This is a genomic window from Kitasatospora sp. NPDC001159 (assembly GCF_053598235.1).
This window is the reverse complement of sequence record NZ_JBSFJV010000090.1, coordinates 23,116-29,874: the sequence shown is the minus strand read 5'-3', so window position 1 is coordinate 29,874 and position 6,759 is coordinate 23,116. Positions and strand designations below refer to the sequence as shown.

At 71.0% G+C, this 6,759-nt stretch carries 5 protein-coding genes and 1 pseudogene; 2 read left to right on the top strand and 4 right to left on the bottom strand.

Translation table 11 applies throughout. The annotated features are described in order from the left end of the window. A pseudogene (locus ACWC9T_RS32450) lies at positions 1-81 on the top strand (ABC transporter ATP-binding protein); the annotation flags it as partial. A gap of 66 nt (positions 82-147) precedes the next feature. After that, a complete protein-coding gene (locus ACWC9T_RS32445) occupies positions 148-2,730 on the top strand; it encodes an ABC transporter permease (protein ID WP_449824628.1) in 2,583 nt (860 codons plus the stop codon). On the opposite strand, the gene ACWC9T_RS32440 is transcribed toward ACWC9T_RS32445, so the two are convergent. The 4 genes from ACWC9T_RS32440 to efeO all read right to left on the bottom strand — a co-directional run bounded on the left by ACWC9T_RS32440 (position 2,717) and on the right by efeO (position 6,604). Further along, complete coding sequence (locus ACWC9T_RS32440; RefSeq protein ID WP_449824627.1) at positions 2,717-3,082, bottom strand: DUF4232 domain-containing protein; 366 nt, start codon at positions 3,080-3,082, stop codon at positions 2,717-2,719. The genes ACWC9T_RS32445 and ACWC9T_RS32440 overlap by 14 nt on opposite strands. Positions 3,083-3,150: 68 nt before the next feature. After that, the gene (efeU, locus tag ACWC9T_RS32435) at positions 3,151-3,996 is read right to left on the bottom strand and encodes an iron uptake transporter permease EfeU (RefSeq protein WP_449824626.1); all 846 of its coding nucleotides are present in this window, start codon (positions 3,994-3,996) and stop codon (positions 3,151-3,153) included. A gap of 57 nt (positions 3,997-4,053) precedes the next feature. Further along, positions 4,054-5,361 (bottom strand): iron uptake transporter deferrochelatase/peroxidase subunit, encoded by a 1,308-nt coding sequence (gene efeB / locus ACWC9T_RS32430; RefSeq protein ID WP_449824625.1) that lies wholly within the window; start codon positions 5,359-5,361, stop codon positions 4,054-4,056. A gap of 94 nt (positions 5,362-5,455) precedes the next feature. After that, on the bottom strand, positions 5,456-6,604 hold the full coding sequence (efeO, locus tag ACWC9T_RS32425; RefSeq protein ID WP_449824623.1) for an iron uptake system protein EfeO: 1,149 nt from the start codon (positions 6,602-6,604) through the stop codon (positions 5,456-5,458). Positions 6,605-6,759: the final 155 nt, after the last annotated feature.

Here is a 6,759-nt window from a genome sequence, read left to right as displayed (position 1 = left end):
GTCGACGAACTCCACGGCCCCACCGCCGACACCGTCCTGGACCGCATGCGCCGCTTCGACGCCAAGGGCCGCACCAGCTGACCCGGCGACAGCCCACAGCCCCGAAGCCACCCGTCCCACGAGCAACCCCAGGACTGACACCTCCTCATGTTCCGCACCGCACTACGCAACGTGCTGGCCCACAAGGGCCGACTGTTGATGACGACGCTCGCCGTCATGCTCGGCACCGCCTTCGTGGCAGGCACGCTCGTCTTCACCGACACGCTCGGCAGCGCGCTCAGGTCCCAGAACTCCAAGAGCTACACCGACATCGCCGTCACGGTCAGCGACCGGGAGGCCGTCGGCCGCGGCTACGACCACGGCAGCAAGGCCCACACCGGCCCAACCCTCACCGAGGACACCCGCAAGGCCGTCGCGGCGCTGCCCGGCGTGGCCGACGTGCGCGGGGTGGTCAGCGGCTTCGCCGGCATCGCCGACAAGAAGGGCGCGCTGATCGGCAACGGCTTCTCCACCACCGGCACCAACTACGTGCCGGGCGCCGACGGCACCGACCCGCGCTACCCGCTGGTCGACGGGCGCGGCCCGAAGAACGCCAGCGAGATCGCACTGGACGCCAGGACCGCCGAGAAGGGCGGCTACAAGGTCGGCGACACCGTCCGGGTGGCCGTCAACGGCCCGGTGATGGAGCTCAAGCTCACCGGCACCCTGCGCACCAACGACCCGCGCGTGGTGGCCGGCGGCTCGCTGGCCGCGTTCGACAGCGCCACCGCCCAGCAGCTCTACCTGAGCCCGGGCCGCTTCCGCGAGCTGGACGTCAAGGCCACGCCGGGCACCGACGACTCCGCGCTGCTCGCCGCCGTCGAGCAGACCGTCCCGCACGGCAACAACCTCGACGCCAGGACCGGCCGCGAACTGGCCAACGAGCAGGACCGGATGATCCAGCAGGGCACCAAGGGCATGAGCACTGCCCTGCTGGTCTTCGCGGGCATCGCGCTCTTCGTCGGCATCTTCATCATCGCCAACACCTTCACCATGCTGGTCGCCCAGCGCACCAAGGAGCTGGCGCTGCTGCGCGCCATCGGCGCCAGCCGCAAGCAGATCACCCGCTCCGTCAAGATCGAGGCGGCGCTGGTCGGCCTGACCGCGTCGGTGGCCGGCCTGGTGGCCGGCATCGGCATCGCCGCCGGGCTCCAAGCGCTGCTGAACGGCCCGCTGGAGGCCAACCTGCCGGACGGCCCGCTGGTGATCGCCCCGAGCACCGTCATCGCCGCGCTCGCGGTCGGCGTGCTGGTGACCCTGGTCGCCGCCTGGCTCCCGGCCCGCCGCGCCTCCCGGATCGCCCCGGTGACGGCGATGAGCTCGGCCGAGCAGCCCGCCACCCAGAAGAGCCTGCTGGTCCGCAACACCATCGGCCTGGTGTTCGCCCTGGCCGGCGCGGCCGCGCTGACCGCGGGTGCGGCGAGCAAGGAGGTCAAGCTGGTCGGGGTCGGCGCGGGCGCGCTGCTGATCGGCGTGTTCGTGCTGACCCCGCTGCTGTCGCGGCCGCTGATCGCGCTGTTCGCCCCGCTACTGCGCGGGCTGTACGGCACCCCGGGCCGGCTGGCCAAGGAGAACGCGATCCGCAACCCGCGCCGCACCGCCGCCACCGCCTCGGCGCTGACCATCGGCGTCACCCTGATCACCGCGCTGACCGTGGTCGGCGCCTCGGTGAACAAGGCCGTGGACAAGGCGACCGCGAGCGACCTCAAGGCCGACTTCACGCTCACCATGCAGAACTTCTCGATGCTCTCCCCCGAAGTCGCCGCCCAGATCGCCAAGGCGCCCGGCGTCAGCGCGATGAGCGTGGAGCGCACCATCTCGGTGACGACCGGCGCGGCCGGCTTGGACGGCGCGGACGGCTCGGACACCGAGTGGCTGACGACGGTGGACGCCGCGACCATCGACCAGCTGGCCACTGTCGAGGTCAAGGAGGGCGCCGCGGACGCCCTCAAGCAGGGCAAGCTGCTGATCAGTTCCGGCTCCGCCGAGCGCACCCGCTACAAGGTCGGCGACACGCTCGCCGTCACCTACCCGGACGGCACCAAGGGCTCGCTGACCGTCGGCGGCGTGCTGGAGTCCAACACCTCGCTGGCCGGGATCGTCGCCCCCGACGCCGTGGTCGGCCCCCACGCGGCACCCGGCACCGGTCCGAACCGGGTCCTGGTGAAGGGCACCGACGGCCCGACCGAGAAGCTGAAGCAGGCGCTGCGCAACGCGACCGGCGGCAACCCGCTGATCGCCGTCAAGGGCGAGAAGGACATCAAGGCGGAGAACCGCCAGATCGTCACCGGCATCCTGAACATGATGTACGGGCTGCTCGGGATGTCCGTGGTGATCGCGGTGCTCGGCGTCGTCAACACCATGGCGATGTCGGTCTTCGAGCGCCGCCGGGAGATCGGCATGCTGCGGGCGATCGGCCTGGACCGGCTCGGCATCCGCCGGATGGTCCGGCTGGAGTCGCTGCTGATCGCGCTGTTCGGCGGGCTGGTCGGCGTCGTCCTCGGCATCGTGGTCGCCTGGGCAGGCCTGCGCACCCTGGCGGACACCTTCAAGGGCATCACCACCGAGGTACCGCCGCTGCAGGTCCTCGGCTTCCTGCTGGCGGCCGCCGTAGTCGGCCTGGTGGCCGCGCTCTGGCCCGCCTACAAGGCGGCGAAGATGGACATCCTGGGCGCCATCAAGAGCGAGTAGGCCCGGGGCCGTACGAAAGAAAAGGAGCCCCCGGGGCGGTTCGGTCGAACCGCCCCGGGGGCTCCTTCGCGTCACGGCCCGGTGAACACTGATTGGAGGGTTGCAGCGGGCCGGTGGTCAGTCCGGTGGCGGAGACCAGGAGTTGGACGACCGGCTTGGCGTTGCCGCCCCGCACGTCGGCGATCAGCGGTGTGGTCTCGTCCGGCGGGGTCAGCTGCCGGCCGGACAGGATGTGGCAGGTCGGGTCGGACTTCGCACAGGCGGACCACTTGAGGCCGGCGAAGACCGTCGTACCCGGCTTGAGGGTGATCAGGACCGGCGGCCCGGGGTGCGGCGCGCGTTTGACCGCCACGGCCTGCGCGCTGCGACCGCCCCGCCCGACGGGATGCCGGGCGGGGCGGTGACGGTGAACTGCCGGTTTCAGGCGGCCGACTTGACGGTGACGGGCCGGGCGGGCTCGGCCTTGCCGCCGCCGAACGGGTTGAAGAACACGGCCAGAGTCGGCAGCAGGTAGAGCAGCCAGACCACCAGCTGCAGCACGGTCGGGTCCGGCTGGAAGTTGAACACGCCCTTCAGCAGGGTGCCGTACCAGCCGTCCTTGGGGATGGTGCTGGAGATGTCGAAGGCCAGGTCGTGCAGGCCGGGCAGCCAGCCGGCCTCCTGCAGGTCGTGCACGCCGTAGGCGAGCACACCGGCCGCGACCACGACCAGCATCGCGCCGGTCCAGGTGAAGAACTTGGCCAGGTTGATCTTCAGCGCGCCGCGGTAGAACAGCCAGCCGAGTACCACCGAGGTGAGCAGGCCGAGCGCGGCGCCGATCAGCGGGGTCCAGCCGTCGTCGGTCGCCTGCACCGCGGACCAGATGAACAACGCGGTCTCCAGGCCCTCCCGGCCGACCGCCAGGAAGGAGGTGACCACCAGGGCCGTCGTCCCCATCGCGATCGCCGCGTCCAGCTTGCCGTGCAGCTCGGACTTCAGGTGCCGGGCGGTGCGCCGCATCCAGAACACCATCCAGGTCACCAGCCCGACCGAGATGATCGACAGCGAGCCGCCGAGCGCCTCCTGCGCCTCGAAGGTCAGCTGCGAGGAGCCGAACTGCAGCACCGCGCCGAAGGCCATCGAGAGCACCACGGCCGAGCCGACGCCGAGCCACACCGGCGGCAGCTTGTCCCGCCGGTCGGTCTTGACCAGGTAGGCGATCAGGATGCAGACGACCAGGCTGGCTTCGAGGCCTTCGCGCAGGCCGATCAGGTAGTTGCCGAACACGTGGGCTCCTGGGGTGTCGTGGGGGAGGTACGGGGGGACACGGTCGGGGCCATGGGCCTAGCCGAACAGGGCCTGGCCCCACCACTCCCCCGGCTTGCGCACGCCCGCCGGGCAGGCGAAGTGGGCGGAGCCGACGTGCTGGATGTACTCGTTGAGCTTGTCGGAGGCCGCGAGCCGCTGCTGCAGCGGCACGAAGGCCGTGCGGGTGTCCCGCTGGTAGGCGAGGAAGAAGAGTCCCGCGTCCAGGCGGCCGAGGCCGTCGGTGCCGTCGGTGAAGGAGAAGCCGCGGCGCAGAATCATCAGGCCGTTGTTGGCGTCCGGGTGGGCCAGCGCGACGTGGGAGTCGGCGGGCATCGCCTTGAGGTCGGGGGCGTCGTGCTCCCTGGCCTTGCCGTACGGGGCGCCCTCGCCCTTGGTGCGGCCGAAGACGTCCTCCTGCTCCTTGAGCGAGGTGCGGTCCCAGGTCTCGATGTGCATCCGGATCCGCCGGGCGACCAGGTAGGAGCCGCCGGTCATCCACTCCGGGCCGTCGCCGGGGGCGGCCCAGACGTGGTCGGAGAGCTTCGCGGTGTCGGTGCCCGCGATGTTGTGGGTGCCGTCCTTGAACCCCAGCAGGTTGCGCGGGGTCTGCGCGTCCGGGGTGGTGGAGGAGGTCTTGCCGAAACCCAGCTGGGACCAGCGGATGCTGACGGTGCCCATGCCGATCCGGGCCAGGTTGCGGATCGCGTGCACGGCGACCTGCGGGTCGTCGGCGCACGCCTGGACGCAGATGTCGCCGCCGCTGCGCAGCGGGTCGAGCTTGTCGCCCTTGAAGTTCGGCAGGTCGATCAGGGCCTCGGGGCGCTGGGCCTTGAGGCCGAAGCGGTCGACGCCCTCCTTCTCGAACAGGCTGGGCCCGAAGCCGACGGTGAGGGTGAGCCGGGAGGCGGGCAGGCCCATGGCCTCGCCGGTGTCGTCCGGCGGTGCTTCGGGCAGACCGCTCGCCGCGCCGGTGCCGACCTCGCGGCCGCCGGTCATCGCGGCGGCCGCCTTGGTCCACTCCCTCAGCAGCTTGACCAGGGACTCCCGGGTGGCCTTCTCGGAGACGTCGAAGGCCGCGAAGTGCAGCCGGTCCTGGACCGGGGTGGCGATGCCCGACTGGTGATCGCCGTAGAAGGGCACCTCCCCGCCGTCGGCCGCGCCCGGCGCCGGGGCCCGGTCGTCGTCCTGCCGGCCGGCCGCGGCGACCGAGCCGACGGCGGCGGCGCCGAGCGCGACGCCCGCGCCGGCCCAGCCGATGACGGCGCGTCGGCTGACCGTGCCCCGGTTGGTGGTGGTGGCGGCAGCGGCCGGCGTGCCGTTCTGCTGCTCGTTCTCGGCGTCCATCGGCGGGCGGGCCCTTCTCACTCTTGCTGAACTGCTCTGCTACTGAGGTGCGCCGTCGCTGAACTGCTCGGCGCGGGGGTACTGGTGCCGGTGGTTACTTGACGACCACGGCGGCGGCCAGCTTCGACAGCGGCTCGCCCAGCGAGTTCACCGCGTCGGAGAAGGTCTTGCGCTCGGCCTCGGCGACCTTGTCGTAGGGGGTGAAGGTGCCGTCGGCCTGCTTGTACTTGGCGAGCAGGGCGTTGATGGCGGCGAACTCGGAGTCGAGGGTCCTGGAAAGCTCCGGGTCCTTCTCGGCGGCGACCGGCTTCAGCAGTTCGTAGGCCTTCTGCGCACCCTCGACGTTGGCCTGGAAGTCGGCCAGGTCGGTGTGGCTGTAGCGGTCCTCCTCGCCGGTGATCTTGTTGGTGGCGACCTCGTCCAGCAGTTCCTTGGCGCCGTTGGCCATGCTGGTCGCGCTGATCTCGGCGGAGGGGATCTTCTTCTGCCAGTCCTTGAGGTCGTCGACCAGCTGGTCGGCGAGCTTCTTCTCGTCGTCGCCGATCTTGGCGTCGGCCCAGAGGGCCTTCTCCAGCCGGTGCCAGCCGGTCCACTGCTGGCCCTGTTCCAGCTTGTCCTCGCGGGTGTCGGTCTTGGGATCGACGTCGCCGAAGCTCTCGGCGACCGGCTCGGTGCGCTCCCAGCCGGTGCGCGAGGGGGCGTACAGCGACTTGGCCTTCTCCAGGTCGCCGCCCTTGACAGCGGCGGCGAAGGCCTCGACGGCCGGGATGGTGGCGTCGGCCTGCTCCTGGGCGTACTTGCGGTAGGCGTCGACGGCGGTGGCCAGGCGCGGGTCGGCCGCGGCGGAGCTGCCGCCCTCGCCGGTCACGGTGATCTTCTGCCGGATGCCGTCGCCGACCATGCCGGGCTTGCAGGCGATCTCGTACGAGCCGGCCTTGATCTCGGCGTTGATGGTGGCCTTGGTGCCCGGTCCGATGTTCTCGCGCTCGGTGACGATCTTGTCGCCCTCGCCGTAGACGTAGACCTCGGTGGTCTTGGAGCCCTTGTTGCTGATGTCCAGCACCAGGTGACCGGCAGGGAAGCCGGTCTTGGAGACCTCGCAGGCGGTGTCGGTGGCGTTCACCTCGACGGCGTCCGAGCCGCCCGCCTGGTCGTCCTTCTTGGACGCGCAGCCGGCCAGGGTGGCGGAGGCCACGGCGAGGGTGAGCAGCGCGGCTGCGGTGGAACGGCGACGGGCGGACATGGGGGCTCCAACGGAAAAGGGCATGGGGGTGCCAAGTCGTGGTAAAGCGCCGACCAGGTCGACGCCTCCGCATTTAGCTAAGGCATACCTTACGTAAGAACCCTTTACCGTCGATACCCACCCCCCTCGAACCCGGCTCGAACCGCCGCCCCGGC